The 25,020-nt window shown below is 75.8% G+C and carries 17 protein-coding genes and 2 pseudogenes; 9 read left to right on the top strand and 10 right to left on the bottom strand.

The window, feature by feature from the left end; genetic code table 11:
* Positions 1 to 22: 22 nt before the first annotated feature.
* The 6 genes and pseudogenes from AB6L24_RS11625 to AB6L24_RS11600 all read right to left on the bottom strand — a co-directional run bounded on the left by AB6L24_RS11625 (position 23) and on the right by AB6L24_RS11600 (position 7,302).
* Positions 23 to 766, bottom strand: coding sequence for a Crp/Fnr family transcriptional regulator (locus AB6L24_RS11625; protein ID WP_405654836.1), 744 nt, complete (start codon positions 764 to 766; stop codon positions 23 to 25).
* Entirely contained in the window at positions 763 to 2,715 is a 1,953-nt protein-coding gene (locus tag AB6L24_RS11620; RefSeq protein ID WP_405654834.1) for a dynamin family protein, read from the bottom strand. The genes AB6L24_RS11625 and AB6L24_RS11620 overlap by 4 nt, the downstream gene beginning before the upstream one ends.
* A gap of 32 nt (positions 2,716 to 2,747) precedes the next feature.
* Positions 2,748 to 4,319, bottom strand: a complete 1,572-nt coding sequence (locus tag AB6L24_RS11615) for an Hsp70 family protein (protein ID WP_405654832.1) — start codon at positions 4,317 to 4,319, stop codon at positions 2,748 to 2,750.
* Between the two features lie 95 nt (positions 4,320 to 4,414).
* Entirely contained in the window at positions 4,415 to 5,215 is an 801-nt protein-coding gene (locus tag AB6L24_RS11610; RefSeq protein WP_405654830.1) for a hypothetical protein, read from the bottom strand.
* A 35-nt stretch (positions 5,216 to 5,250) separates the two neighbouring features.
* Positions 5,251 to 5,340: pseudogene (locus tag AB6L24_RS11605) on the bottom strand (hypothetical protein); the annotation flags it as partial.
* 213 nt (positions 5,341 to 5,553) lie between these two features.
* Positions 5,554 to 7,302, bottom strand: coding sequence for a dynamin family protein (locus tag AB6L24_RS11600; RefSeq protein WP_405654828.1), 1,749 nt, complete (start codon positions 7,300 to 7,302; stop codon positions 5,554 to 5,556).
* Between the two features lie 179 nt (positions 7,303 to 7,481).
* Here AB6L24_RS11600 and AB6L24_RS11595 point away from each other — a divergent pair, with 179 nt between their 5' ends.
* The 3 genes from AB6L24_RS11595 to AB6L24_RS11585 all read left to right on the top strand — a co-directional run bounded on the left by AB6L24_RS11595 (position 7,482) and on the right by AB6L24_RS11585 (position 10,289).
* Complete coding sequence (locus AB6L24_RS11595; RefSeq protein ID WP_405654826.1) at positions 7,482 to 7,766, top strand: hypothetical protein; 285 nt, start codon at positions 7,482 to 7,484, stop codon at positions 7,764 to 7,766.
* A 212-nt stretch (positions 7,767 to 7,978) separates the two neighbouring features.
* Positions 7,979 to 9,019, top strand: a complete 1,041-nt coding sequence (locus tag AB6L24_RS11590; RefSeq protein ID WP_405654824.1) for a hypothetical protein — start codon at positions 7,979 to 7,981, stop codon at positions 9,017 to 9,019.
* 76 nt (positions 9,020 to 9,095) lie between these two features.
* Positions 9,096 to 10,289: a type ISP restriction/modification enzyme gene (locus AB6L24_RS11585; protein WP_405654822.1), complete on the top strand. Its 1,194-nt coding sequence runs from the start codon at positions 9,096 to 9,098 to the stop codon at positions 10,287 to 10,289.
* Between the two features lie 13 nt (positions 10,290 to 10,302).
* Here AB6L24_RS11585 and AB6L24_RS11580 read toward each other — a convergent pair whose 3' ends face one another.
* Positions 10,303 to 11,688 carry an MFS transporter gene (locus tag AB6L24_RS11580; RefSeq protein ID WP_405654820.1) on the bottom strand — a complete coding sequence of 462 codons (1,386 nt, stop codon included), beginning with the start codon at positions 11,686 to 11,688 and terminating at the stop codon, positions 10,303 to 10,305.
* A gap of 234 nt (positions 11,689 to 11,922) precedes the next feature.
* On the opposite strand from AB6L24_RS11580, the gene AB6L24_RS11575 reads away from it, so the two are divergent.
* From AB6L24_RS11575 to AB6L24_RS11565, 3 genes are all read left to right on the top strand, one after another.
* Entirely contained in the window at positions 11,923 to 12,933 is a 1,011-nt protein-coding gene (locus AB6L24_RS11575) for a zinc-binding dehydrogenase (protein ID WP_405654818.1), read from the top strand.
* A complete protein-coding gene (locus AB6L24_RS11570; protein ID WP_405654816.1) occupies positions 12,930 to 13,850 on the top strand; it encodes an NADP-dependent oxidoreductase in 921 nt (306 codons plus the stop codon). The genes AB6L24_RS11575 and AB6L24_RS11570 overlap by 4 nt, the downstream gene beginning before the upstream one ends.
* A 92-nt stretch (positions 13,851 to 13,942) precedes the next feature.
* Positions 13,943 to 16,744 carry an AAA family ATPase gene (locus AB6L24_RS11565; RefSeq protein WP_405654815.1) on the top strand — a complete coding sequence of 934 codons (2,802 nt, stop codon included), beginning with the start codon at positions 13,943 to 13,945 and terminating at the stop codon, positions 16,742 to 16,744.
* 771 nt (positions 16,745 to 17,515) lie between these two features.
* On the opposite strand, the gene AB6L24_RS11560 is transcribed toward AB6L24_RS11565, so the two are convergent.
* The 3 genes and pseudogenes from AB6L24_RS11560 to AB6L24_RS11550 form a co-directional block, all read right to left on the bottom strand.
* Positions 17,516 to 17,788, bottom strand: a complete 273-nt coding sequence (locus AB6L24_RS11560; RefSeq protein ID WP_030356142.1) for a hypothetical protein — start codon at positions 17,786 to 17,788, stop codon at positions 17,516 to 17,518.
* A gap of 116 nt (positions 17,789 to 17,904) precedes the next feature.
* Positions 17,905 to 18,720: an anti-sigma factor domain-containing protein gene (locus AB6L24_RS11555; protein WP_405654812.1), complete on the bottom strand. Its 816-nt coding sequence runs from the start codon at positions 18,718 to 18,720 to the stop codon at positions 17,905 to 17,907.
* Positions 18,717 to 19,268: pseudogene (locus AB6L24_RS11550) on the bottom strand (sigma-70 family RNA polymerase sigma factor); the annotation flags it as partial. The gene AB6L24_RS11555 and the pseudogene AB6L24_RS11550, both read right to left, overlap by 4 nt.
* A gap of 247 nt (positions 19,269 to 19,515) precedes the next feature.
* On the opposite strand from AB6L24_RS11550, the gene AB6L24_RS11545 reads away from it, so the two are divergent.
* The 3 genes from AB6L24_RS11545 to AB6L24_RS11535 all read left to right on the top strand — a co-directional run bounded on the left by AB6L24_RS11545 (position 19,516) and on the right by AB6L24_RS11535 (position 25,006).
* The gene (locus tag AB6L24_RS11545; protein ID WP_405654810.1) at positions 19,516 to 21,114 is read left to right on the top strand and encodes a DUF4331 domain-containing protein; all 1,599 of its coding nucleotides are present in this window, start codon (positions 19,516 to 19,518) and stop codon (positions 21,112 to 21,114) included.
* Between the two features lie 794 nt (positions 21,115 to 21,908).
* Positions 21,909 to 23,126, top strand: a complete 1,218-nt coding sequence (locus AB6L24_RS11540) for a tetratricopeptide repeat protein (RefSeq protein WP_405654808.1) — start codon at positions 21,909 to 21,911, stop codon at positions 23,124 to 23,126.
* The gene (locus AB6L24_RS11535) at positions 23,123 to 25,006 is read left to right on the top strand and encodes a sulfite exporter TauE/SafE family protein (protein WP_405654806.1); all 1,884 of its coding nucleotides are present in this window, start codon (positions 23,123 to 23,125) and stop codon (positions 25,004 to 25,006) included. The genes AB6L24_RS11540 and AB6L24_RS11535 overlap by 4 nt, the downstream gene beginning before the upstream one ends.
* The last annotated feature ends 14 nt before the right edge of the window (positions 25,007 to 25,020 follow it).

Raw genomic sequence — 25,020 nt, 5'->3', positions numbered from 1 at the left:
GCGCGCGGCCGGACGGCGACGGCTAGCCGCCGGGCGGCGGCAGGCCGCACAGCTCCGTCAGACGGTCCGGGTCCCGGACCACCAGCCTGCGGTAGCCCGTGCTGAGGACGTCCGCGGCGCGCAACTCCGCGAGCAGGCGTTCCGCCGTGGACACCGCGACGCCCGCCAGGCTGCCCAACGAGCGCTGGCTGAGCGAGATCTCAAGGAGGATCGTCCCGTCGCGCTGCCGGCGTCCGTACTCGGCCACCAGCTCGAAGAGCACCCGGGCCAGGCGGCGGCGCGCGTCGCAGCCGCTGGTCTCGATCCGGCGCTGCGTCGCCGACCGCAGCTTGCGCACCAGGCTGCGCAGCACCTGGAGCTGCGCCGCGGGGTGCGCGTGCAGATAGGCGATGAAGGTGGCAGGGGAGATGCGCAGGGCCGTCACCGGTCCCGCCGCGACGACGTCGGCGGTGCGGCCCTCCCCGTCGAGGACGGCCATCTCGCCGACCAGTTCCCCCGCGGGGCGGATCGCGAGCAGCGCCGGTTCGCCGTCCCCGGTCGCGCCGGTGACCACCACGACGCCGTCGATCAGGACGAACACCGCGTCGCCGACACCGCCCGCGATCATCAACGCGTCCTGGTCCGCGTAGTGGCGCCGGGTGCCGAGGCGCAGCAGCGCGTCGCGGTCGACGGCGTCGAGGGTGTCGAGCAGGCTCCCCGCCGCCCACCCGGGCCCGGTGCCCGGCGGGCGCCGTGCCGACCGCGGCTCGCCCGTGGCGCCGCTCACCCCGACCCTGGCCGCGGCCCGGCGCCGAGCCCCACGACGCGCTCGCGCAGCGCACGGGAGCGGCGCCGCACCCCGTCGACCTCCGCCAGCCTGCGCCGGACCACGGGCAGGCGTTCGGCGCGCTCCTTGGCGGTGCCGCGCCGGGTCTCCTGGAGGCGTCGTACGGACTCGGCGAGGACGTCGGCCTGGGCGTTCATCTGGTCCTCCAGGGCGCGGGCGAGCTCCCGCGAGCAGTCCCTGAGCTGCCCGCCGAAGTCCTGGTCCACCTGGCGGCGGCCGGATTCCAGCATGGGCAGGACCCGCTCCCTGAGCCGGGCGACGAGCTGCCGCCCGCGCCGGTCCTCCTCCTCGGCCTGCGCCTGCTGCCTGCCGCCGAACCAGCCGGCGATATGGCCGAGGACGCCACCGATGACGGCGCCGACGTAGTTGCCGATGACCGGCACGATGCTGCCGATGACGAACCCGGCGACCACGCCCATGCTGCCGCCCGCCTCACCGCCGGTCCAGGTCAGCCGCGCCCGCCGCCAGCCCCGGGTGCCGTCCTGCTTCTCCACGTCGAAGTCGGCCGCGGAGGTGCTCGGCACGGTGAGGGAGCCGGCGGCGACCTGTGCGGTCAGGGGCACTTCCGCCATCCGGCTGTAGCGCTCCGCGACCTCGGTGACGGCCGACTCCAGGTCCTTGTGGGCGCGTTCGGCGGCCTCGACCAGGGAGAGGGTGGCCTGGCGGACCAGGCTCTCGGGGTCCTTGAGGGCCTGCTCACTCTCGCAGCCGCGCCGGAAGGCGTCGCGGGCCGCGTCGATGGCGGCGCCGAGGCGCTTGCGCACGGGGCGGGCGCTCTGTTCCAGGTCGTCCTGCAGGTCGCGACGCCAGCGGCTGCCGCTGGAGCGCAGTGCTGTCAGCGCCTCCTGGGTCTCCTGGATCTCCGTCTCGACGGCGAGCAGCGCCTCGCCGCTCTGCAGCGCCGCCGCCTCGTTGACCAGCGGCGCCGCGTACTCGTCGAGGGCTTCGTCGAGCCGGTCGAGCGCGATGTGCAGCGCGGCGCGGCCGCAGGTGTCGGCGAGCCCGCCCCACAGCGCCTTCTCCAGCTCCGGGAAGCCCGACTCGGCCGCCAGGTCGGGGTCCTCGTCCTCGACCGCGTCCCAGTGCCGCAGCGCCGACACACCCACCACGACCAGGTCGTCCTGCGGCACCTCGCCGAGGCCCGCGACGCGTTCGCGCGCCCGCGCGACCACCGGGGCCGCGTCGACGACCTTGTCCACCATCGTGATGGCGGTGACGATCACCGGGCAGTTCGCGAGGGCGTGGCGCAGGAAGTCGAGTTCCACGGTGCCGAGCGGCTCGACGGCCGACCCCACGAAGAGGACCGCGTCGGCGCGGGGCAGGAACGCGCGGGTGGCCGCGGTGTGCGCCGGGTTGATGCTGCCGACGCCGGGGGTGTCGACCAGGACGAGCCCGGACTCCAGCGGCCCGAACGGGGCCTCCATCTCGATGCGTTCGACGCCCTTGGCGTTGCGCGGGTTGCCCTGTTCGGTGACGTACCCGCTCACCTCGCCGAGCGGGACCTCGAAGGGTTCGGGGCGCTCGCCGGGCCGCTCCGGGTCGGCCAGCGGCCACACCACCGCGCGCTCGGCCGGGCCCCAGCGCAGCGTGCTCACCACCGCCGTGGTGACGTCGACGTCCACGGGGAAAAGACGGCGGCGGCGCACCAGCGCGTTGAGGAGGCTCGACTTGCCGCGGCGGAACTCGCCGCAGACCACGACGAAGAACTGCTCCGACGCGAGCCGGTCCCGGCTCTCGGCGAGGACGCGGCGCCTGGTGGGGGCGCCCTCGTCGTCGAAGAGGCCGAGGACGGCGGGGAAGAACGCGAGGATGTCCTCGCGCACGTGGTCGAGTTCGGTTCGTACGGTGCCGCCCTGGGCCCCGGGCGTGGCGCCAGAGGTGTTCGACATGGCTGCTTCTCTCCCTTCCGGTCCGTTCCGGCTCAGGACTTCTTGCCCATGGCGATGGCACCGACGACGGCACCGATGAGGCCGAAGAGGAGGTACAGACCGTCCGACGCGTCGCCCGCGCCCACGATCGTGCTGAGCAGGCCGATGCCCACGCCCCCCACGAGGAATCCCGCGCAGCCGCCCACAGCGGTCTGCCCGGGCTCGAAGGAGGGGAGCCCTGACGACGACGAGGACGAGGACGACGTCGGTGCGGGCGACGAGGCCGCGACGTCCGCCGCCGCGTCCCTGACGACGGCCGCCGCCGCCTCGGCCGCCGCGCGCTCGCGCCGCTCCTGTTCCTCGCGTTCGCGGCGGCGCCGATCGGCCCGCTCCTGCTCCTTGCGCTGCCGCTCGGCCTTCTCGCGGCGCTTGCGCTCCTGCTCGGCGCGGCGGGTCGCGGCCTCCTCGAGGAGCTGCCCGCGGGCCGCGAGCGCGGCGCCCATGACCACGGCCAGCTCCGGTTCCTCCAACGTGTGCACGGCGCGCCGCGAACGCTGCGCCAGAAGCGCCCCGACCAGCGGCATCCGGTCCGCGCCGCCGACCGGGATCACCTCGTCGACGTCCGCCCACGAAAGGTCGGCGTCCCCCAGGAGTTCCTCGCAGCTGTCCAGGGTCCGCTCCAGGAGCGGGCGCACCGCTTCCTCCAACTCCTCGCGGGCGAGGGTCAGTTCCGTGGGAGGCCGCAGCTCGGTCACCCAGTCCTCGAAGACCCGGTCCACGGACAGCCTGATCTTGACGGTCTCGCACATGTCGAAGAGGCCGATGCGGCGGCGCAGTACGTCGCTGCGGTGGGCCGGTCCTTCGAGCAGCTCCGCCATCGGCTGGGGGAACCGCTCCCGCAGCAGCCGCACCACTCCCCGGGTGAGGTCGGCGCCGCCGACGTCGTCGAGCCCCTTGCTGCCCAGGACCGTGAACGAGCCGTCGGAGAGCCTGCGGGCCACGGCGCAGTCGAAGGTGCCGCCGCCGAGGTCGTGCACCAGGAAGGTGCCGGGTCCCTGGACGGCGCCGGCCAGCGCGGCGCGGACGGCCGCCTCCGGCTCGGTCTCCAGACGCACCGTGTCGCGGGCGATTCCCGCCTGCTCCGCGGCCGCCAGCATGTCCTCGTGGCGCGCCGCCTCCCAGGTCACGGGGACGGTGACGACGACGCGCTCGGGCCGTCCCGGTACGGCGTCCGCGGCGAGGCCGCACAGGAACCGCAGCACCTCCGCGACCAGTTCGAGGGGCGTGCAGGACCGGTCGCCGAGCGGGGACGGCGTCGTCTCGCCCATGTCGCGCTTGAACTCGCTGCGGTAGTCGAACGGCCGCAGCCTCTTGCCGTACTCGGCGGCCGCGCCCACCAGGAGCTGCCCCTCGGGCCCCAGGCAGACGCTCGTCGGTATCGCGGCGCCTCCGGACAGCGGGTCGCCGACACGGACGACGGTGCCGTCGGGCCTGCCCACCATGATGGACGAGTTGGACGTGCCGAGGTCGATGCCGTAGGTCAGTGCGTTTCCGTTCGACTGCGCCGTGCCGTTCGGCTGTGCCGTCGTGTTCGGCTGTGCCGTTCCGTTCCGCTGTGCGGACATGGCTGTGCCTCCCCCTCCCCGGTCCCCCCGGGGCTTCTGCGGTGGGCGGGCACCCCGTCAGCGCCCGCCCGGTGACGCTCTTGAGCGGTGGTGGATCAGTGCGGTGCGGTGTCGTCGGTCGGTGCGGTGTCGTTCCTCGGCGCGGTGTCGTTCCTCGGCGCGGTGTCGTTCCTCGGCGCGGTGTCGTTCCTCAGCGCTGTCGCGGTCGGCAGTGGGGCGTCGTCCGTGCCCGACGTGTGCTCGGCTTCGCCGACGACCTGCTTGCCGACGACCTGTTCGGCGATGACCTGCTCGGCGATGACCTGTTGGGGGCGCAGCATGCGGCCGCGGCGGCGGTAGCCCGGCCGGACGGTCTCCACGATCCGGTGCCGCGGGGCTCCGGCGCCGGGCTCCGGCTCCGTGGGCCCGCGCAGTTCCAGTACGTCGTGGTGTCCGGCGGCCACCAGACCCGTGTCCGCCACGGGTTCGGTGTCCGTCGCGGCCAGCAGCGCGGCCACGCGCCGGTCGAGCCAGCGCAGCAGCACCGCCGGGTCGGGCTGCCTGCCCGCCGTGGTCTCCCGCAGGTCCGTGAGCTGGTCGGCGGTACGTATCAACTCGCCCACCACGGCGGGCGTCCGCTCGGCCGCCTGCTCCAGCTCGTCGACCCGGGCGGCGCGGGTCCGCGCCGCGTCGCGCTCGGCGCGCAGTTCGGCGCTCTCCTCGGCGCGCTCGCCCAACTCCGCCTCGAGGTCGGCGATGCGGGCGTCGCGCAGGGCGATGCTCTCCTCGTTGTCGCGGACCTCGGCGAGCGCGTGGTCCAGGCGCAGTCGGACCAGGGAGACCTCCGCGCGCAGGGCTTCGGCGCGCAGCGTCTCGGTGCGCAGCGCGTCGGCCGGGGTCGGGTCCGTGGACTCCACGTTCGTGGAACCCGGTTCGCTGGACCTCGGTTCACCCGACCTCGGTTCACCCGACCTCGGTTCACCCGACCTCGGTTCACCCGACCTCGGTTCACCCGACCTCGGTTCGCCGGACCCCGGTTCACCCGACCTCGGTTCACCGGACCCCGGCTCGGTCGGCCCCGGCTCCCCAGGAGTCGCCCCCGTCGGCGCCGCTTCGGGCCGCCGGCCGGTGCGGGACCGGCGCCCCACCGGCCAGCGGGACCGGCCCGCCCAGCCCCTCGTGTCCCGCTCACCACGTCCGCCGGACTCGCGGCGCTCGTCGCGCTCACCGCGCTCACCGTACTCCCCGCGTTCCGTCATCCCTCTCGTACCTCCCGATGCGGTCCAGGTGCGGCCAGGTCCGCGCGGCCCGCGCGGATGCGGCCCGGGTGGGCACTCCCGTCGGCCCCGGAGGTGCGCAGCCCGTGCAGCAGCCGCTCGCAGCTGCGCCGCACCGCCCGCACCGCCAGGAGAGAGTGCCGGTCCAGCGTCGGGTCCTGCTCCCGCGTCGCCCAGGCGTGCACGGCGGCCAGGGCGGCCGCGTGGAGTTCGGCGTGCGAGGCGGCGTCCGGCAGGCCGAGCCTGCGCGGCAGCGTGGTCCCGTACTCCCCGGTGATCGCGAGGAGCCGACGCGTCTCGTCCGCCGAGAGGCGGAGTTCGCCGCGGTAGTGCGCGGACAGGATGTTCAGTTCGGCGAAGCCCGCCGTGCGCGCCCGCAGCCGCTCCAGGTCGGCGGCCACACCGCCCGCGACGGCCCCGGGACGGCGGCCCTCGGCGCCCGCCGCGAGGCGCAGCCGCGCGATCTCCTTGTCGGCGGAACGCACCCCGTGGTCCAGCTTGATGAGGGCGGCGCGGTTGCCGAAGTGCCGGACGATCAGGTCCCGCAGCCGCTCCACTCCGCTGGCCGCGAGGAGGCGGGCCCGCAGCTGCTCCTGAGTGGCCCCGTCCCGGAGCGCGCCGCAGGCGAGGTGGACGCCCCAGATGCCGAGCCGCTCCACGAGCGCCCGGCGCGCCGCAGCGGGCAGCGGGACGCCCTTGAGCTCCTGCGCCCCGGTGAACCGGCCTGCGTCCCGCAGCCGTCGGACCAGGACGCGCGGTTCGGCGCCGCGCAGGTCGTCCAGGTAGCCGAGTTCCTCGTCCGTGAGGAGGCGGGCCCCGGCGCCTAGGAGTCCGGAGACGGGCAGCACGGTGAAGAACAGGGAGCGCACCTCGGGCCGCTCCAGGTACCGCTCGGCGATCCGCGCCGACACCTCCATCGGGTCCCAGGTGAGCGGGTCGGGGTCGCCCGGCAGATCGCTGCCCGGCGGCCACTGCTGGTCGCAGCGGCTGAGCACCCCGAAGGCGTTGAGCGGGGTGAGACGGCTGCCCGCGTCGCCGAGGAAGTCCCGCACCCCGGCCCGGTCCCGCTCGTGCAGCCCCCGGTCGAAGAGGTACAGGACGGCGTCGGCGCGCTCGATCTCGCGCGCGCTGTCGCCGTGCACGTCCTGCGCGGTACGCCCCGACGCCGCGAGGGCCTGCCGCAGCGCCACCTGTTCCGCCTCGCCCGCGAAGGCGGAGATGCCCAGGTAGTCCTGGGTCCCGCGGGAGTCGAGGCCGTGCACGCTGCCGAGCCCGGGGGTGTCCGCGAGCCGGAAGGACAGCAGCAGGCGGTTGGGCATGCCGTACTCGACCCGGGTCACGTCGCCGAGCAGGGCCGCCGCGTCGTCGGCGCGGGCGGTCATCCGCCGGAACTCCGCCGCGGGCAGCGCCCGGCTCGTCCCGTCCCGATGGTGGACGGTGACGGACCGCTGTTCGTCGTAGCGCAACTCGCTGACGGTGTAGGTGAGTTCGAGCTGCCCCGTGAGGGCGACCTCCTCCCCGAGGAGCGCGTTGACCAGGGTCGACTTGCCGCGTTTGATCTGGCCCGCCACAGCGAGTCGCAGCGGCGGCGCGAGCCGGTGCGCGGCCCTGCGCAGGGCGCGCGCCAGCGGCGCGGCCTCCTCGCCACCGCCGTCGGCGGCGACGGCGCAGGTGAGCAATGTTTCGGCCGCCGCGGCCAGTTCGTACTCCGACTCCGCGTCCCCCATCGGACGCACCCCCCTCGGTCCCGCACCCCTACGGCCCGACGCGCCCCCACGGTCCGGTGTGACATGGACCACAGGGAGGCTCATTGTGCCCGCCATGGCTCCCCCTTGACTGATTTTTGCTGTTTTGCTCGACGACCCTGTACGCGGGCGCCATCATGTCCGCGACCGGAGGGGGACCCATGGCCGAGCACGAACAGACCTGGGACGAGGGCCTGCTGACCGAGGACGACGTCATCGAGGCTGCGGACGGCACCGGTTACGCCTCGGTGTCCCAGTACGTCGCCGGGGTCGACGGCCACGCGCCGGACGACCACGCCGCGTACGACACGTACGACGTAGGCCACGAGGACCACGGCTCCGCCGACGACTACGGCTCCGCCGACGGACTCGGCGCCACGGACGACGACTTGAGCGACCTCGCGGACGACGATGCCGACTTCGACAGCGACCACGGTGCGTACTGAGGGGGGTGCCTGTGCCGCCCGTCCCCGTGCCCCCGTAGGACCGGCCCCGGGGACGGACGGTCACCGACTCCCCCTCGCGTGGGTACGGGTCGTGCCCACGTCCGTGAGCGTAGGCCGTCGTGCGCGGGCGGATTCCCTCCGGAGAGGGAGTCCGCGGCGGGCCCGGCGACGCGTTCCCCTCACGCCTCCGTCACCCCCGAGGGAGCGGTGCGATGCCCGGGCGTGACCGGCTTGTTCCCGGCGTGCGCCGCCTGTGCCTCGTCGTGGACGTAGAGAAGTACAGCGGGCGCCGCAGCCCCGCCGCCGTCGACGTGCAGGACCGGCTGCTGTGGGCGATGCTGCAGACCTGCCGCGTCGCCGAGGTGGACCCGGCCCGCTGCGCGCGCCAGGACAGCGGGGACGGCCAGCTCCTCGTCCTGCCGCCGGGCATCGACGAGGGACATGTGCTGCCCAGCGCGGTACGAGGACTGCGCAGCGCCCTGCACCGCCTCAACGCGCGGCCCGGCGCGGGCGGACGGATCCGGCTGCGCGCCTCCCTGGCGCAGGGGCTCGTGCACGAGGCGGCCACCGGGTTCGTGGGGGCCGCCGTGGTGCACGCCTGCCGCGTCCTGGACTCGCCGCAGTTGCGGGCGGCGCTCGGCGCGCGCACGGACAGCGATCTCGCGCTCGCCGTCACCGACGACCTGTACCAGGACGTCGTCACGCAGCTCTCCACGGATCCCGCCGCCGAGCAGTTCGCCCCGCTGGAGGTGAGCGTGCCCGGCAAGGGCTTCCGGTCCCGCGGCTGGGTGTACGTCCCCGCTCCGGGGGCGGTGCGCGGCCTGGTCCCCGCCTATCGCGGGCCCGTCTCCCGGGGCGGGCGGCGGCCGGAGCATCAGGTGTGCTGGGGAGGGACGTTCGTCGTGGCGGGCGGCGCGGTGGTGGCCGGGGCCGCGGTCTGGGGCGCGAAGGAGGCGGTGTCGGCGGCCGAGGGCTGGTTCGACGACCCGGGTCCGCACGACGGGTCCGGCGCCGACCACGGGACGCACGACACCCACCACGACCACGGCACGTACGCGGCGAGCGGCTTCGCGGCGGCCCACGACCCGTACGCCCTGGACGCGACGGACACCATGAACAGCACGGACATCACAGACACCACAGACAGCACGGACACCGACATGACGACGGGCCCCTACGACTACGACGGCGGTTTCGCGGACCCCTTCGAGGACTCCTGGTCCGACGCCGACGCCGGCGACAGCACGCTGTGACCGCGCCCGTCCCGCGCCATCCCGCCGCGGCGGGGGCTCCCCTGCCCGTGTCGGCCGTCTTTCCCGGCGTCGTACGATGCCGGGCGTGACGCACGACGAAGCGCCGCTGCTCGCGGATCTCCTGCCGTGGTCCGTCGCGCCGCTCAGGCCCGGGCGCGCGTGGCCGATGGCGCCGGACGCCGCGTCCCTGAAGGCCCGTTGGGACGCCTTCGTCCGCGCCGACGCGGCCGACCGCGAGAGACTGCTGCGGCCCACCCGGGCCCGGACCCTGCACACGGCCGTCGCCCAACTGCCCGGCTTCGACGGCGCCACGGTCCGCCTCGCCCGCGAGAACGGCCCGTGCCCCGAGCCCGTGCGGGTCCTGCACGGCCCCTTCGACGAGCAGTGGCTCATCCCCGACCACCGCCTCATCGACGCGGCCCGGCCCGAGCTGTGGCGCGTCCTCGGCGACGGGCAGCTCTTCCTCACCGAGCAGGGGTACGTGGCCGACAGCACGGGCCCCGCGGTGCTCGCGTCCGCCGTGCTCCCCGACGGGCGCTCCCCCGCGGGCCGCCCCGGCCGCGTCCGCCCCCTCTTCCGACGCCCCGGCGGCCTCGAACCCAACCTCGCGCCGGGCCTGTCGCGCCATCTCACGCACGTGTACGGGACCGAGGTCACCGCCCCCGACGTCCTCGCGTGGACGCTGGCCGCGGCCCGGGCCTCGGCGGCGGGCTGCGCGGTGCCGCTGACCTCCGACGCCCGGGTGTGGGCGCGGGGCGTCGCGGCGGGGCGGCGGCTGCTGTGGCTGCACCTGCGGGGCGCGGGCGGCGAGCGCCCCAAACTGCCCGGCGGCAAGCGCCCCTACGTCCGGTCACCGCTGCCCGCGCGGCCCCGCACCCTCGCCTACGACCCGGACGAGGAAGCCCTCCTGGTCGGCGAGAGCGGCGTCATCTCCCCCGTGCCCGCGGCCGCCTGGGACTTCCGGGTGAGCGGCGTGCGGGTCCTGGAGCTGTGGTTCGAGCGGCGGACGGCCGACGCGGAACCGGGCTCCCTGGAGGCCGTCCGCCCGGCCGCCTGGCCCCAGGAGTGGACGTCCCAGTTCCTCGAACTGGTCACGGTCCTCGCGCTCCTCGCGGCGGAGGAGCCGTTCGACGTCGGCGACGGGGGCCGGATCACGGCCGGGGACCTGCGGGCGGCCGGGGTGCTGCCGGTGCCCGGGTCGGCGCGGCGGCCCGCTTCGGTGCTCGACCACCATGAGGAGGGGCCCGAGGGGCAGTTCGCGCTGCTGTAGGGGGTGGTCGCCCTCACCCGCGGGAAGCGCGCCCCGCCCCCGGCAGCAGCGCCACCAGGCTCAGGCCCTGGAGCACCACCAGGACGACGACGCCCACGTGGAAGCCGGACTCGCCGCCCCCGCCGATGCCGTAGGCGAGCGCGGCGACCGCCGGGCCCACCGCGAACGCCAGCGTGCGGGACGTGTTGCCGACGCCGCCCGCCGTCCCGACGAGGTGCGCGGGGGTCGCGCCGAGGATCCCGGCGTTCACGGGCGTGCCGAAGAGGGCCTGCCCGGCGCCCGCGAGGGCGAGCCGCCAGCCGATGTCCCACAGGCCCGCGTCCGGCCCGAGGGTCACCATGCTGAGGACGCCCGCGCCGCACAGCCCGGCCCCCACCGCCCCCACGAGCCGCGGCGGCAGCCGGTCGGCGAGCGCCCCGCCGAGCGGCGCCGTCAGCGCGACCGCGCCGATGAAGAAGACCATCGCCAGGCCGGTCAGGGACGCCCCGGCGTCCAGGACGTCGGCGACGTAGTACGGCAGCAGGAAGTAGGAGAGCCCCACGAACGTGCCGCTGAGGAAGAGCGAGAGGACGGGCAGGCCCACCTCGCGGCGGCGCAGCAGGTCGAGGACGGGCCGGGCGGTGCCGAGCCGCGCCCAGGTCACGGCGCCCGCGACGGCCACGAGGCCGAACAGGGTCGCGGCGACGGGCGCGTCCGCCTCGATCCGGCCGAAGGCGAGGAGCAGCGCGGTCACGGCGGCGCCGAGCAGCACGCCGTCGCCGACCAGTGAACGGCCGGGCGCCGCGAGGCCCTTGTCCGTGCGCGGGATGAGGCGCGCCCCCAGCCACCACACGACGAGCAGCACGGGGATCTTCAGGAGGAACACCGGCCGCCAGCCGTAGGCGTCGACGACGGCCCCGCCGAGGGACGAGCCGCCCATGGACCCGATCGGCATGACCGTGGCCACGAACCCCATGGCCCGCCCCCGCTGTTCGGGCCGCACGCTCGCGGCGACCACCGGCAGGTAGAGCGCCCCGACGAGGGCGCCCGCCACGCCTTGGAGGACGCGGGCCGCGAGCAGCACCTCCAGGTTGGGCGCGGTGGCCGCGAGGACGCTGGTCAGGCCGATCGCGGGCACGGCGAGCAGGAACAGGGCGCGCAGGTCGACGCGGTCGCTCCAGCGTCCCGCGGGGATCGCGAGGGCGGCGGTGGGCAGCGTGTACGCGAGGAGGACCCACTGGGCGGACGAGGAGCCGACGCCCAGGTCGTCGCCCATCGCGGGCAGCGTCACCGCCGTCAGGCTGATCTCCAGGGTGACCATGAGCATCGCCAGCGCCATCACGGCGACGGGCGCCCAGCGCGTGGCCGGGGTGCCGTCGGGCGGCGGGGTGCGGGTGGATTCGGGAGTGTGCTGAGTCATGCGGCCGACGCTAGGAACGAGGCGGGGGCGGTCGCCTCTGTCGGATGACTGGGGTGTGCCGGACCCGGTCGCCCCGGGGCCCCGGCCCCGGGGCGCGGGAACCGACCCCAGTCGCCCGACCCCAGTCATCCGATCCCAGTCATCCGACAGAGGCGACCGCGCGCACCGCCCGCCTAACTTCCTGGATGCGGGCCCAAGTCGCCCCGCTCACCTCCCACCCTGGAAGGACCTCCCATGCACGCCATCCGCATCCACGCCTTCGGCGGCCCCGAGCAACTCCGCTACGAGGAGGTGCCCGACCCCGAGCCAGGACCCGGCCAGGTCCGGATCTCCGTACGGGCCGCGGGAGTCCACCTCCTCGACACCGCCCTGCAGCGCGGCGCGGCCGACGAGCTGCCCTTCACGCTGCCGGAGCCGCCGCTCACGCCGGGCCGCGAGGTCGCCGGGGTCGTCGACCGGCTCGGTGCGGGCGTCGGCGAGGAGTGGCTGGGCCGCCGGGTGGTCACCCACCTCGGCCTGGTCAACGCGGGCTACGCCGAGCTGGCGGTCCGCGAGCCGGAGGCCCTGTTCCCGCTGCCGGACTCCCTGTCGTACGCAGCGGCGATCGCCATGGTCGGCACCGGCCGGATGGCGCTCGGCGTCCTGGACGTGGCCGCGCCCGGGCCGGACGACGTGGTCCTCGTGACCGCCGCGGCGGGCGGCATCGGCACGCTCCTCGTGCAGGCGGCGAAGAACGTCGGCGCGACCGTCGTGGCCGCGGCGGGCGGCCCCGACAAGGTGGCGCGGGCACGGGCCCTCGGCGCGGACGTCGCCGTCGACTACTCCCTGCCGGACTGGGCGGACCGGGTGCGGGAGGGGCTCGGCGGCCGTGCGGTGGGCGTGGCCTTCGACAGCGTGGGCGGCACGGCGGGCCGCACGGCCTTCGAACTCCTCGGGCACGGCGGACAGTTCGTGGTCTACGGCTGGTCGTCCGGCGCGCCGACGGAGTTCACGTCGAAGGACCTGCACGAGAAGGTCCTGACGGTCACGCACGCGCTGGGTCCGCGGATCGTCCGCCTGCCCGGCGGGCTGCGCGGGCTCCAGGAGCGGGCGCTCGCCGCGGCGGCGGACGGCACCCTGGTGCCGGCCGTCACCACGTTCCCGCTGCGGGACGCGGCCGCCGCCCACACGGCACTGCTCGGCCGCGCGACGGTCGGCAAGGTCGTCCTGACCACCGGCACGACGGAGAAGGAGACGGCGTCATGAGGATGAACGCGATGGCCCTGCGGGAGTACGGCGCCGCCGACGTGCTGCGCCCGGTGGAACTCGACGTGCCCGAACCGGGGCCCGGTCAGGTGCGGGTGCGGGTCCGCGCGGCGGGCGTGATGCCGTTCGACATCGGCATCCGGCAGGGGGTGATGCGGCCGCCGGGGGTGGAGTTCCCGATCGTCCCCGGCAACGAGTTCGCGGGCACGGTGGACGCGGTGGGCGCGGACGTCACGGGCTTCGTGCCCGGCCAGGGCGTGCTCGGCTTCACGCTGCTCGGCGCGTACGCCGAGTACGTCGTCGTCGGCGCCGACCACCTCGTCACCAAGCCCGACGCCATGGACTTCACCGTCGCCGGCGGCTTCCCGGGCAACGCGCAGGGCGCGCACATGGCGCTCAGCGCGCTCGGCGTCGGCCCCGGCGACACGGTCCTCATCAACGGCGCGGCGGGCGGCCTCGGCACGCTGTCCGTACAGCTCGCCAGGGCCTGGGGCGCCACCACCGTCATCGGCACGGCGAGCCCCCGCAACCACGCCCACCTGCGGGATCTCGGCGCGATCCCGGTGGAGTACGGGGACGGCCTGGAGGATCGGGTGCGCGCCGTCGCCCCCGACGGCGTCGACGCGGCCCTCGACGGCGCGGGCGCACAGGCGCTGCGCGCGTCGGTCGCCGTGGCCAAGGACCGCTCCCGCGTCATGTCGATGGTCGACGACGAGGAGGCCGAGCGCCTGGGCCTCCCCCTGATCCGCGGCACCCGCACCGCCGAGCGCCTGGCCGAGGTCACCGACCTGTACGCCAAGGGCCTGCTGCGGGTCCACGTCCGGGCCACGTTCCCGTTGGCGGAGGCAGCGGCGGCGCAGCGCGAGGTGGAGTCGGGGCACGGGCGGGGGAAGGTGATTCTGACGATGGCGGGGTGAGGAGGGGGCGCGGAGAGGGCGGCCGGCCACCGGGTCCCGCCCTCCCTCTCCCCCCGGGGAATATCCACCGCCCCCGGCGGCTTACTTGAACCATGCTTCAAGGTCGCGCCGCAGAACTGGACCAGCTGGCAGCCCTCCTGACCCGGGCCCGGCAGGGCCACAGCGCTGCCCTGGTCCTGCGCGGCGAGGCGGGCATCGGCAAGTCGGCCCTCCTCGCCGAGACGACGGCCCTGGCCGAGGCCCAGGGCTTCAAGGTGCTCCGCACCACGGCCACGGAGACGGAGACCGACCTCCCCTTCGCGGCCCTCCACCTCCTCCTGCACCGGGACACCGACCGGATCGCGGCCCTCCCCGCACCCCAGGCGGCGGCCCTGCGCACGGCGTTGGGGCTGGCACCGGGGCCGGGAGCGGCGCACGGGCCGGCGGACGGCGACGGCGCCACGAGCGCGGCCGACCGCTTCCTGACCGGCCTCGCCGCTCTCACGCTCCTCGCCGAACTCGCCGACGGGCAGCCCCTGTTGTGCGTGGTCGACGACGCGCACTGGCTGGACCACGCGTCCGCCGAAGCGCTGCTGTTCGCGGCGCGGCGCCTCGCCGCCGAGGGCGTGGTGCTGCTGTTCGCGGTGCGCGAGGGGCACGCGCCCCGGTTCCCGGCCCCCGGCCTGCCGGAGTCGCGGGTCACGGGCATCGACGACCTGGCCGCCGCCGACCTCCTCGCCGAGCACGCGGGTGACCTGCCTCCGTACGTACGCGCCGAGATCCTCGCCGAGGCGCACGGGAATCCGCTGGCGCTGCGGGAACTCCCCGCGGCCCAGCGAGAGGGGCACCTCGGGGCGCTCGCCGGTCCTTCGCACGCGGTGGCGCTCCCCCAGGGCTCCCGCGTCCAGCAGACGTTCGTGGACCGTGTCACCGCGCTGCCGGACGCGACCCGCACACTGCTCCTCGTGGCGGCGGCGGAGGGCACCGGCGACGTGGAGGCGACGACGGCCGCGGCGGGCGCGCTCGGGGCGGGGGTCGCCGATCTCGAACCGGCCGAGCGCCGACAGCTCATACGCCTGGAGGGCGGGCGGCTCGTGTTCGGGCACCCGCTGATCCGTACGGCCGCCTATCAGTCGGCCCCGCTCGCCGCCCGGGTCGCCGCGCACCGCGCGCTCGCGGACGCCCTGCCGCGCGTGGGCGGCGCCGACCGCCGCGCCTGGCAGTTGGCGGCGGCATCGACCGCGCCGGACGAGTACGTCGCCGCCGCCCTGGAGGAGACCGCGCGGCAGGCCCGCGCACGCGGCGGCTACGCGGCCGAGGCGGCGGCGCACGAACGGGCCGCACGGCTCACCCCGGACGGCACCGACCGGGCCCGGCGCCTCGCGCTCGCCGCCGTGGCCGCGGCGGACGCGGGCCAGAGCGCGCACGCGGCCGACCTCGCCCGGCACGCCGCCCCGCACCTCACCGACCCGGCCGTCCTGGCCCGGCTCGCCCGGGTCCGCGCGGGCGTGGCCCGGGAGCGCGAGGAGTTCGACGCGGCGCACCAGGTACTCCTGGACACGGCGTCGGCGGTCGCGGACCGGGCGCCGGACACGGCGGCGACGCTCCTGTACGAGGCGATGACGGCGGCCTGGGTGGCGGGGCACCGTCCGTCCATCGACGAGATCACCGACCGTGTGGCGGCCCTCGACCTGGCGCCGCCGTCCGGCGCCCCGCCGTACCTGCCCGCCGTCGACGGCATCGCCCGGCTCGCGGCGGGCGACCCCGGCCGGGCCCTGCCGCCGCTGCGGGACCTGTTCGGGCGGCTGCGCGGCGGGGCGCACGGGCTCGGCCTGCGCGAGCGGGCGTCCATCGCCACGTGGTTCGCGCCGCTCGGCGATCTGGAGGGCGGCATCGAGCTGGCGGCCGAGCTTGAGCGCGAGTGCCGTGAGCAGGGGGCGGTCGGGCCGCTGCCGTTGGTGCTGCTGCTTCGGGCGCGGGCCCGGGTGCTGCTCGGGCGGCACGGGTGCGCGGTCGCCGGGGCGGACGAGGGGGTGCGGATCGCCGAGGACAGCGGGCAGCGCCACTACGCCGCTCAGCTGACCGGCGTCCTCGCCTATCTGGCCGCGCTCGGCGGCGACGAGGCCCGCGTCAAGGAACTCACGGCCTTCACCGACCCCCGGCAGGCCCCGCCGGGCCGGGTGTGGAGCGCCGCCGCCCAGCCCCTGCTCGACCTGGGCCTCGGCCGCCACGAGGCGGCGCTGCGGGGCTACGAGGACCTGGCTGCGGGCCCGGCGTCCCACACCACCGTCGCCCTGTACTGCGTCCCCGACCACGTCGAGGCCGCCGTCCGCGCCGGAAAGCCGGACGGTGTCAGGGAGTTGGCGGCGCGGTACGCCGAGTGGGCCGGGCACACGGGCACGTCGTGGGCCCGTGCCGTCGCGGCCCGGTGCCGGGGTCTCCTTGCCGAGACCGAGGCGGGCGGGGCGGACGCGGTGCATGCGGCGTACGAGGAGGCCCTGCGGTTGCACGCCGACGACGGCCGCCCCTTCGAGCAGGCCCGTACGCGGCTTCTCTTCGGTCAGTGGCTGCGGCGGGCCGGGCGCAGGAGCGAGGCCCGGGGGGTCCTGCGGGCTGCGCTCGATGTGTTCGAGCAGGTGGAGGCTGCGCCGTGGGCGGGGCGGGCCCGCGCGGAGCTGCGCGCGACCGGGGAGAGCAGGGCCCCTCGGGGTCCGGAGAAACTGACGGCGGCCCGGCTCACGCCCCAGGAACGCCAGGTCGTCCGCCTGGCCGCCACGGGCCTGTCCAACCGCGACATCGGCGCCCAACTGTTCCTGTCCCCCCGCACAGTCGGCTACCACCTCTACAACGCCTACCCCAAACTGGGCGTGGCCTCCCGAGGCGACCTGCCCCACCTGAACCTGCAGGCCGACTGAGACGACGGCGGCCGGGGCACCCTGCGGGGCTCTCCCCGATCCCGCCCCTTCCCGAAACCATGGGCTCCGCCCCTGGACCCCGTAGGCGGGCGTCCCGTGCCAACCGGGACAGTCCACCCCCGAATCGGCGCTCCGCGCCTCGTCCTCAAACGCCGGACGGGCTGAAGTACAGCCGGGGCGGGCCGGAAAGGTGCCGCAGGGCGGGCCAAGGAAAGGTGCCACGGGGTGGGCCGCGGAAAGGTGCCACGGGGTGGGCCGCGGAAAGGTGCCACGAGGTGGGCTGGAAAGATACCGCGGGGTGAGCTGGAGAGGTGCTGCGGGCAGGCTGAAAGGTGCCGGGGCGGTCCGGGGAGGCACTGCCGCGCGAGCCGTTTCAAGGCCGAAGGTGCCGGGCTGCTGCCCAGCCGAAGCATTAGCGGGGGCGGGCGGGTGGGAAAAATCCCGTTCGGGGCTGAAGGTGCCGCGCTGCTGCACAGCAAGTGCAGGTTTGGGCGGGTGGGTGGGAGAAAGCCTGTCCGGCGTTTGAGGACGAGGCGCGGAGCGCCGATACGGGGGTGAGCCACGAGGGGCTGAGGGTGCCGGGCTGTCGGGCAGGCCGATGCAAGTCCGGGCGGGTGGGTGGGAAAGAGCCCGTCCGGCGTTTGAGGACGAGGCCGCAGGCCGATCGGCGGCACCCCGCCCCACGGGCACCATGCGGCGAAGCGGGCGGGAGAAAGCTGAGGGAGGACGGCGGGACGCCACGGCCCGAGACCAAGGCGCCCACGCCAGAAACTAGTGGCTGCCGAACAGCGAACGCCGCAACCGCCGCAGCGGAGCGAACAGCGACACCCGGCGCACCCGTGCGCGCCTGCCACCGCTGCGGTCGTGCGCGACATCACGCGAGGTGAGCTCGCGCATCAGCAGCGTCGCCTCGGCCGCCTCACGCTGCGGGACGGCAGGACCGCCCAGCACCGAGAGATGACGGTCGAGACGCGAACTGCTCGCGCCGCTCCCACAAGTGATCGCAGGGACCCTCGCCCTACTGCGCACTGTTATCTGTTCCATGTCACTCCCCACCCGTACGAGGGCACCCGGCCCAGGGCAGGTTAACCCTATCGCCCCGCCATGACACTCGTGTATCCCGGTCGCAGGATTCACCTTCCCCACAAGGACGTTGACGATTACTCTCCGAATCCAACTGATTTCAGGGTGAGTTGGACAACCGGTGCGGTAGTGGGCCGCACCGAGCCACCGTCGGGTTCGACGGTGACAGCGAGTGATCCGGCGCCGCCCCTCAGATCGTCCGCGACGACCGGCGTTTCGCCGTCCAGAAGGCCCAGGGAGCGCGGCGCGGCCCCGGCGCGCATCACCCACAGTTGATGGGCCCGGCCGTCGGGCGGGCTGCCGAGCCGGGACGGAGTGACCACGGCCTGTCCCCGCGCGCGGGAGGCGACGACGCCGAGGCCGCGCCCGCGGGCGTCCCTGGCGTCGGCCGCGCGGGCGTCGGGCGCGGCCAGGACGTGGGCGATCTCACGTGCGGCGGCCCGCTCCTCGTCGAGCCGGTCGTCGGCGCGGCCGAGGGCGAGGGCGAGGATGCCGACGGCGACGAGGGCGAGGACGGCGGCGGACGCGGCGAGCGCCACGAGGACGGGGGCGCGGCCGCGCGCCGGGGCGCCCCCGCGCTCCCGCACGACCACCGCGGGCTCCGGAGCCTCCTGCTCGGTGGCGCGCACGGCGGTCAGGATGCGGTCCCGCAGATCCGGCGGCGCCGGGACGGATGCGGCGCGCGCCAGGCGTACGGTGTCGGCCGCGAGCGCCCGCACCTCGTCGGTGCAGCGCGAGCACCCCTCCAGATGCCGCTCGAAGCGGCGGGTCTCCTGCGGGTCGAGGGCGTCGAGGGCGTACGGCACGGCGAGGGAGTGCGTGGTGCGGCCGATCGGCAGGCCGCCCACGTACATCCGGATGCGGCCGAACAGGCCGGTGCCCGTGGGTCTCATGCGGCGGCGCCCAGACAGTCGCGCAGCCGCAGGAGGCCGTCCCGCATCCGGGTCTTGACGGTGCCGAGGGGGACGGAGAGGCGGCGGGCCACCTCGCGGTAGGTGTAGCCGTCGTAGTAGGCGAGCGTGACGGCCTGGTGCTGGAGGTCGGTGAGGCGTTCCAGGCAGCGGCGCACCCACTCGCGCTCCAGGCTGCCCTCGACCTCCTCGGCGACCTGGTCGAACGCGGGCGTCTCGGCGCGCTGGGCGACGCGCTGCTCGCGGTCGCTCGCGGCCCGTGCGCTGCGGACCCGGTCGACGGCCCTGCGGTGGGCGAGCGTGAGGATCCAGGACAGGGCGGTGCCGCGTGCCGGGTCGTACCGGGCGGCGGTGCGCCACAGTTCGAGGAGCACTTCCTGGACCACCTCCTCCGACTGGGCGGGGTCGCGCAGCACTCTGCGGACCAGGCCGTACACCGGCCCGGACACCAGTCCGTACAGCTCCTCGAACGCCTTCTGGTCGCCGCGGGCCACCAGGGGCAGCAGTGCGTCAGCGTCCACCCGAGTCCCCCCTCTTCTTCGGGCCTCTCTCCCGGGGTCTTCGGTGCACGTCGCGGCCGTTCCCCGCTCCCCGGGCGCCCAATTCTGGACGCGGTGGGGGTTCGGTGCGAGACCTCGGGCGGGATTGGTGCCAATCCGCGCGGGGCGCGGCGCCGAATGGCGGGGCAGACGGACCGCGCCCGGCCCACGCGCGCGGCCGTCGGGACGACTCACGAGAGACGCCCGACCACCCACCACCACAGTGAGGACGGACGCGATGACAGCAGTCGCGAGGAGCCGCGCGAGGCTACGGAGCACCCGTGGCATCGCCGGGCTCGTGTGCGGCGTGCTGGCCGCCGGGGGGCTCGCAGCCGCCGGGACCGGCACGCTCGAACCGGAGGCGGCCCACGCCTCCAGCCACCGTGAGGCCCCGCTGATCTCGGGGCAGCCGCAGTACGACAACACGGACGTGTACGCGTTCGTCAGCCCCGACAAGCCCGACACCACCACGATCGTCGCGAACTGGCTGCCGTTCTCGGAGCCGGCGGGCGGCCCGAACTTCTACACGTTCGCCGAGGACGCCCAGTACGACGTGCACATCGACAGCGACGGCGACGCGCAGGGCGACCTGCTGTACCGCTGGACCTTCGACACCCGTACGAAGAACGGGGACACGTTCCTCTACAACACCGGCCCCGTCACGTCCCTGGACGACCCGGACCTGAACGTGACGCAGACGTACGACATCGACCTGCTGCGCCTGAAGGACCAGAAGGTCGTCTCGACGAAGAAGGTCGCCGACGACCTGCCGGTCGCGCCGAGTCATGTCGGCGAGGCGTCCATGCCCGACTACGCCAAGCTGCGCGGGCAGGCCGTGCGGAAGCTGTCCGACGGCGGTACGGCGTTCGCCGGGCAGGCCGACGATCCGTTCTTCCTGGACCTGCGGGTGTTCGACCTGCTGTACGGCGGCGATCTGTCGGAGGTCGGGCGGGACACCCTCGCCGGGTACAACGTCAACTCCGTCGCCCTGCAGGTGCCGTCCGCCTCGATCCGCCAGTCGGAGAAGCAGCCGACCGTCGGCGTCTGGTCGACGACGCAGCGCAAGAGCGCGTCCGGGAAGTGGACGCAGGTCTCCCGGCTGGGGGCGCCCCTCGTCAACGAGGTCGTCGTCCCCATGAAGGACAAGGACAAGTTCAACGCGTCCTCGCCCTGGAACGACGCGGACTTCCTGCCGTACGTCACCAAGCCGGAGCTGCCGCGCCTCATCGAGTCGATCTACAAGATCAAGGCACCCAAGGAGCCCCGCAACGACCTGGTGTCGGTGTTCCTGACCGGCGTCAAGGACCTCAACCAGCCGCCGGGCGTACGGCCCGCCGAGGCTCTGCGGCTGAACACCTCCGTCAAGCCCACCGCCTCGCCGAAGCGCCTCGGCGTCCTCGACGGCGACAACGCGGGCTACCCCAACGGGCGGCGGCTCGGTGACGACGTCCTCGACATCTCCCTCCAGGTCGTCCAGGGCGAACTCGTCGGCCGGAAGAACGACTTGGGCGACGCCGTCAACGCCAACGACCGCGCCTTCGGACGCTCCTTCCCGTATCTGGCCCTGCCCACCTCGGGCTCCCGCGGGCCCCTCGCCGAGAAGGGCGCACGCTCCGGCTCGGACGACGGCTCCGGCGCGCCGGGCAACGCCATGAACGGCGGCGCACCGGCCACCGCGGCCCGCGACACGGACGACTCCACCGACACCGTCCTCCTGGCCTCCGCCGCAGCCGGCGGCGCAGGTCTGCTGCTCCTGATCCTCGGCCTCGTGTGGTGGCGCGCGCGGGCCGACGGCGCGGGTCCGCGGGGGCGCGGGCCCGGGGTCATGGGGAGTTGAGATGGCCGGCCGCCGCATGAAGCGCCTTTGGGGGACGGCTCGGTCGGCCGGGGGCGCCCGGCCGGGGAGGGCGGCTCGGCCGGCCGGGGTGACTCGGTCGGGGAGGGCGGCTCGATCTGCCGGGGTGCCTTGGTCCACCGGGCTGGGCGGGTCCACCGGGCTGGGCGGGTCCACCGGGTCGGTCCGGACCGCCGGGCCGGACCCGACCGCCGGGTCGAGCCGGACCGTCGAGTCGGACGGGTCCGCCGGGCCGAGCCGGACCGCTGGGCCAGACCCGACCGCAGGGCCGGACCCGACCACCGGGTCGAGCCGGACCGCCAAGTCGGACGGGTCCGCCGGACCGAGCCGGACCGCCGGGCCAGACCCGACCGCAGGGCCGGACCCGACCACCGGGTCGAGCCGGACCGCCAAGTCGGACCGGACCGCCGGACCGAGCCGGACCGCCGGGCCAGACCCGACCGCAGGGCCGGACCCGACCACCGGGTCGAGCCGGACCACCGAGTCGGACCCGACCACCAGGTCGGACCGGACCGCCGGTTCCAGGTGGTCCGCCGATTCGGGCCGGTCCACCGACTCCGCCGGGGTGCCGCTCGACGGCCCCCCGGTCGGGGACCGGGCGGAGGGCCTCGGGAGCGCTGTGCGGCGGCTCGGTGACACGTCGGCCGGACGGCCGGTCCGTGCGGGTGGCGCCCGCCGGGCCGGGTGGCGGCTCGGGGCCGTCGCCGCGCTCGCGGTCGTGCTGACCGCGGGTGCGCTGGTCGTCGGCGGGCTGCGGGAGGGAGGGGCGGCCGTCCGTGGCGGCCGCCCCGCCGCCCCCGTTCGCGGCGCCGCCCGACGGGCTGCGCGCGGGCGACCTCGACCGCGGGGTCGCCGCGCTGCGGGAGCGGGTGCGGGCACGGCCCCGGGACTTCGCGTCCTGGGCCGCGCTCGGGTCCGCGTACGTCGAACAGGCGCGCACGCAGGCCGACCCCACCCGGTACGCGGAGGCCGAACGCGCACTCGACCGCGCGCTCGCGCTCCGCCCCGGCCACGACGGGGCCCTCGCCGGGCACGGCGCGCTCGCCGCCGCGCGGCACGACTTCCCCGGCGCGCTGCGGTACGCCGAGCGGGCCCTTGCCGCGAACCCCTACAGCGAGCGGGCGCTCGCCACCCGCATCGACGCGCTCGTCGAACTCGGCTCGTACGAACGGGCGTTGAAGGCGGCGCGGGACGCCGACGCGCGGCGGCCCGGCATCCCGGTCTTCACGCGGTACGCGTACGTGCGGGAGCTGCGCGGGGACGTCGGCGGGGCGCGGCGCGCCCTGGAACGCGCCCTCGCCTCCGCGCGGGCGCCCGGCGACGTCGCGTACGTCGCCACGGCGCTGGCCCAACTGGCCTGGCGGCAGGGGCAGTACGCGCAGGCCGCGCGGCGGTGCGCGGTCGCGTTGCGGGCCGATCCGTCGTACGTTCCCGCGCTTGAGACGCGGGGGCGGGTGCGGGCCGCCCGGGGCGAGACGGGGGCGGCCGTCGCCGATCTGCGGGCCGCCGTGGCCCGGCAGCCGCTGCCCGGGACGCTGGTGGCGCTCGGTGAACTGTACGAGTCCCGTGGGGAGTCGGCGCGGGCCCGGGAGCAGTACCGGCTGATCCACGCCTGGACGCGGCTGGCCCGTGCGAACGGGGTCAACCCCGACCTGGACACCGCGCTCGCCGCCGTGGACCACGGGGACGCCGAGGCCGCGCTGGCCGCGGCGCGGGCCGAGTGGGGGCGGCGGCGAACCGTGCACACCGCGGACGCCCTCGGGTGGGCCCTGCACGCCGTCGGGCGTGACCGGGAGGCCCTGCGGTACGCCCGGCGGGCCACGGCCACGGGGTTCCGTGAGGCGTCCTTCTTCTACCACCGCGGGGTCATCGAGCTGCGTGCCGGTTCGCCCTCCGCGGGGCGGCGGTGGCTCGAGCGGGCGCTCGGGCTCAACTCGGGGTTCTCGCCCGTGGGGTCCCGGGACGCCGGGCGACTGTTGGAGGGGTTGCGATGAGGGCTGTTTCGTGTGCGGGTGCCGCCGGGTGGGCGGTGCGCCTGTCCCGCCGCTCCGCGGCGTATGTCTCCCACCCGCTCACCCGTCGCCCCGCGCCTGAGGGTGGGCCGGGGGCGGGTCCGAGCACCCTGGGCGGTGCGCCCGGGGTCGACCGGCCGGGGCGTCGTGAGGAGCTCGTTCGGCGGCTTTCGCCCCTCGGGGGCGGACGGCCCGGACGGGGTGGAACCGTCCGCCGAGGGCTGCGGGCCAGGCAGGGCAGGCCAGTTGGGCCACGCCGCCGGGCACGCCGAGCCTGGCTCGGGCACCGCACCGCCACCCGGGCACTCCCCACCCTCCACCGGCCGCACCGCACCCGGCCCAAGCACCGCCCCGCCACCTGGACCCGCCGCGCCCTCGCCGCCCTCCTCCTCGCCCTCTGCGGCACCCTCCTCCTCCCCGCCGCCCCGGCCTCCGCTCACCCCCTCGGCAACTTCACCGTCAACCAGCACGACGCCCTGACCCTGGCCCCGGGCCGACTCCGTGTCGACCATGTCGAGGATCTGGCGGAGATTCCCGGGGCCCAGGCCGAGCCCGGCATCAAGCGGGCGGGGAGCGGCCGTTGGGCTGCCGAGCGGTGCCGTGGGGCCGCCGCCGGCACCCGCCTCGCCGTCGGCGGGCGGCCCGTCCCCGTACGGTCCCGCGCCGCCCGCGTCCTCGTGCGCCCCGGCCAGGCCGGGCTCCCCACCGTCCGTGTCGAGTGCCGCTTCGCCGCCCCGCTCCCCGAAGGCCGGAACCTCGCCCTCAGCTACGGCTCCGTCCGCCAACCCACCCCGGGCTGGCGCGAGATCACGGCCCGCGGCGACCGCATGACCCTCACCGGCACCGACGTCCCCGCGACCTCGCCCTCGCGCGCCCTCACCCGCTACCCGAAGCGCCTCACCTCCGACCCTCCCGACACCACCTCCGCCACCCTGCGCGTCCGCCCCGGCGGCCCCGCACTCGCCGCCGACCCCGCACCGCCCGCCTCCGCGCTCCCCCGCGCCGCCACCGACGCCCTCACCCGGCTCGTCGCCCGCCACGACCTCACCTGGACCTTCGCCGCCGCGGCCCTCGGCACCGCCCTGCTCCTCGGCGCCCTGCACGCCCTCGCCCCCGGGCACGGCAAGACCCTGATGGCCGCCACCGCCGCCGCCCGCGGCACCGCCTCCCTCCGCGACGTGCTGCCCCTCGCCGCCTCCGTCACCGTCACCCACACCTTGGGCGTCGTGGCGCTCGGGCTCCTCGTCGCGGGCGGTTCCGCCGCCGCCCCCTCCGTCGTCGCCTGGCTCGGCGTCGCCAGCGGCCTCCTCGTCGCCGGCGCGGGCGCCGTCCTGCTCCGCCGCGCCTGGCGCCATCGGCGTCACGCCCACGGCCACGGGCACTCCCATGGGCACGGGCACCCTCATGGGCACGGGCACCCTCATGGGGACGGTCACCCTCATGGGCATGCGCATGGGCACACCCATTCCCACGGGCACGGGCACAGTCACACACACCCGCCCGCACCCCCCACCCTCCGCGGCACCCTCCTCCTCGGCTTCGCCGGTGGGCTCGTGCCCAGTCCCTCCGCCGTCGTCGTGCTCGTCGGCGCCGCCGCTCTCGGCGAGGCCTGGTTCGGGCTGCTGCTCGTGCTCGCGTACGGCGCGGGGCTCGCGCTGACGCTGACGGCGGCCGGGTTCGTCGTCGTGCGGCTCGGGACGCGGGTCGCCGCGGTGGCGGAGCGGCGGCTTTCACGGCGGCGGCCGGGGCGGGTGCGGCTCGCCGGGCTCACCCGGCGCATGGCGCCGCTGGGCTCCGCCTGCGTGGTCCTCGCGCTCGGGTGCGGATTGGTGTTCAAGGGGGCCGCAACAGCGCTCGGTTGAGCTACTTTTGTGGA

The sequence above is a fragment of the Streptomyces sp. RK9 genome, from assembly GCF_045070545.1.
Lineage (GTDB): Bacteria > Actinomycetota > Actinomycetes > Streptomycetales > Streptomycetaceae > Streptomyces > Streptomyces alboflavus.
Note: the sequence above shows the minus strand (reverse complement) of the source record. Positions and strands in the feature narration are given on the sequence as shown.

What these genes read in the sequence shown, in the direction of transcription:
- AB6L24_RS11620 (WP_405654834.1), bottom strand. Translation starts at nt 2,715, where the DNA reads ATGTCGAACACCTCTGGCGCCACGCCCGGGGCCCAGGGCGGCACCGTA.
- AB6L24_RS11615 (WP_405654832.1), bottom strand. Translation starts at nt 4,319, where the DNA reads ATGTCCGCACAGCGGAACGGAACGGCACAGCCGAACACGACGGCACAG.
- AB6L24_RS11600 (WP_405654828.1), bottom strand. Translation starts at nt 7,302, where the DNA reads ATGGGGGACGCGGAGTCGGAGTACGAACTGGCCGCGGCGGCCGAAACA.
- AB6L24_RS11595 (WP_405654826.1), top strand. Translation starts at nt 7,482, where the DNA reads ATGGCCGAGCACGAACAGACCTGGGACGAGGGCCTGCTGACCGAGGAC.
- AB6L24_RS11590 (WP_405654824.1), top strand. Translation starts at nt 7,979, where the DNA reads ATGCCCGGGCGTGACCGGCTTGTTCCCGGCGTGCGCCGCCTGTGCCTC.
- AB6L24_RS11585 (WP_405654822.1), top strand. Translation starts at nt 9,096, where the DNA reads ATGCCGGGCGTGACGCACGACGAAGCGCCGCTGCTCGCGGATCTCCTG.
- AB6L24_RS11580 (WP_405654820.1), bottom strand. Translation starts at nt 11,688, where the DNA reads ATGACTCAGCACACTCCCGAATCCACCCGCACCCCGCCGCCCGACGGC.
- AB6L24_RS11575 (WP_405654818.1), top strand. Translation starts at nt 11,923, where the DNA reads ATGCACGCCATCCGCATCCACGCCTTCGGCGGCCCCGAGCAACTCCGC.
- AB6L24_RS11570 (WP_405654816.1), top strand. Translation starts at nt 12,930, where the DNA reads ATGAGGATGAACGCGATGGCCCTGCGGGAGTACGGCGCCGCCGACGTG.
- AB6L24_RS11565 (WP_405654815.1), top strand. Translation starts at nt 13,943, where the DNA reads ATGCTTCAAGGTCGCGCCGCAGAACTGGACCAGCTGGCAGCCCTCCTG.
- AB6L24_RS11560 (WP_030356142.1), bottom strand. Translation starts at nt 17,788, where the DNA reads ATGGAACAGATAACAGTGCGCAGTAGGGCGAGGGTCCCTGCGATCACT.
- AB6L24_RS11555 (WP_405654812.1), bottom strand. Translation starts at nt 18,720, where the DNA reads ATGAGACCCACGGGCACCGGCCTGTTCGGCCGCATCCGGATGTACGTG.
- AB6L24_RS11545 (WP_405654810.1), top strand. Translation starts at nt 19,516, where the DNA reads ATGACAGCAGTCGCGAGGAGCCGCGCGAGGCTACGGAGCACCCGTGGC.
- AB6L24_RS11535 (WP_405654806.1), top strand. Translation starts at nt 23,123, where the DNA reads ATGAGGGCTGTTTCGTGTGCGGGTGCCGCCGGGTGGGCGGTGCGCCTG.